The following is a 1,377-nucleotide window of genomic DNA, read 5'->3' as shown; positions in this document are numbered from 1 at the left end:
ACATTGATGTCACGCAAAGCGACGAAACGTTACCGGGAAAGGCTCGCTGGCCGGAGTGATCTGGAAGTCCAGTGCAAGAACCGGGATGAGGCTCAGCGTCTGGCCGCCAGCCGTGATATTGGCCACGACCTGCTCGTTGATGTGTTCATTGATCGGCACGCCCGTCTGCCTGTCGACGTCGGCGGTGATGTGGGTGATTCCCGTGTAGGTGAACGGGACCGGGTCGGGCAGCGCGGCCAGCGTCGCCGGAGTGGCCTTGGCCCTGACATCGGCGGGGAGCAACGACGCCAGGCCGGCGAACAGCTTCTTCGGCAACGCCGGGGGCAGCATCTTCAGCAGGCCGGGATCCTTCACCGGGCCGGTCGCGGCGACCGTGTAGACGTTCAGCGAACGACCGCGGATCTTGTCGTGCCCGGCGTAGCGGAGCGGGACGATGTTCCGGGTCGTGGAATCGTAGAAGTGATAGGCGTTGCCGGCCTTTGGGCCGATCGGGAAGGTTGAGCTCAACGCGCCCTTCGACGGTTCCACCGTTGTCCCCTTGGACGCGGTCGTCCCCTTCAGTGAGGTGCGGTCCAGCGCGTAGGTGTGGTTGCTGGGCAGGGCCTGCGTGCCGGCGTGGATCGTCAGGTTGTCGCTCACGATCGCCGTGTCGCCGTGCGTGCTGGTGACCTTCAGACGCCGGCCGACCGTGATCGGAACGTTCGAGGCGATGACGTGTTTCGTGTCGCCGGACTGCAGGGCCTGGCTGTTGAGCAGTGTGCCGGTGCCTGAGTATGTGATGCCGAGGTCCGTGCTGCCGGGCAGCTTCGTCAGGACCGGGACCAGCACGAACTTCAGTAGTAACCCAAGCACCACGGACAGAATGCCGAGCGTTCCCAGCACGACGGCTGAACGGCGTATGGGCATCAGTGCCTCCTCGGGGCGCGTCTCATGAAGGATGAGCGTGCCGATCATTCTGGTGCAGGTAATCCTCCGTTCGGGTGAGATTTTGGCTCCGGATGCCGATGTTGGGCCGCGCACCCAAAGGGTTCGCCCGGGTCGTCGTCCCTCTGAGCCAGAAGAGCCCCTGGAAGGATGAGGCGCCGGACGCGGTGGCTTCTAACGTCGGTCGCGCTTCGGTCAACTCCTCCGCCGGCGAGGGCAGCCGCCGTAGCTGGCCTGCCCGCTGGAAGCGGACCAGTCGAAATGGAGATCCGGTGAGCGTGTTCAAGAATGCTGGCGAGGTGTACGCGTACATCGGTAAGATGTTCGAAATCGCGGTCGCTGAATCCTCCTTCGTCGAGGCGACGAAGGGCACGGATCTGGTGGTTCTGCTGACCCAGACCGATCCCGATGCGTCGATACTGATCGACCGTACAGCTGCGGATGTCGTCGGAC

General features: G+C 64.0%; 2 protein-coding genes. One reads left to right on the top strand and one right to left on the bottom strand.

What is annotated here, in order from left to right:
• Nucleotides 1–9: 9 nt before the first annotated feature.
• The gene (locus G6R25_RS23970) at nt 10–954 is read right to left on the bottom strand and encodes a porin PorA family protein (RefSeq protein WP_163554653.1); all 945 of its coding nucleotides are present in this window, start codon (nt 952–954) and stop codon (nt 10–12) included.
• Between the two features lie 242 nt (nt 955–1,196).
• On the opposite strand from G6R25_RS23970, the gene G6R25_RS25700 reads away from it, so the two are divergent.
• A partial coding sequence (locus G6R25_RS25700; protein ID WP_268904212.1) for a hypothetical protein occupies nt 1,197–1,377 on the top strand: 181 nt, incomplete at its 3' end.

Origin of the sequence: Candidatus Frankia alpina, assembly GCF_902806485.1 — a bacterium.
GTDB lineage: Bacteria > Actinomycetota > Actinomycetes > Frankiales > Frankiaceae > Frankia > Frankia alpina.
Note: the sequence above shows the minus strand (reverse complement) of the source record. Positions and strands in the feature narration are given on the sequence as shown.

Coding starts and splice junctions, on each gene's coding strand:
- G6R25_RS23970 (WP_163554653.1), bottom strand. CDS start 954: ATGATCGGCACGCTCATCCTTCATGAGACGCGCCCCGAGGAGGCACTG.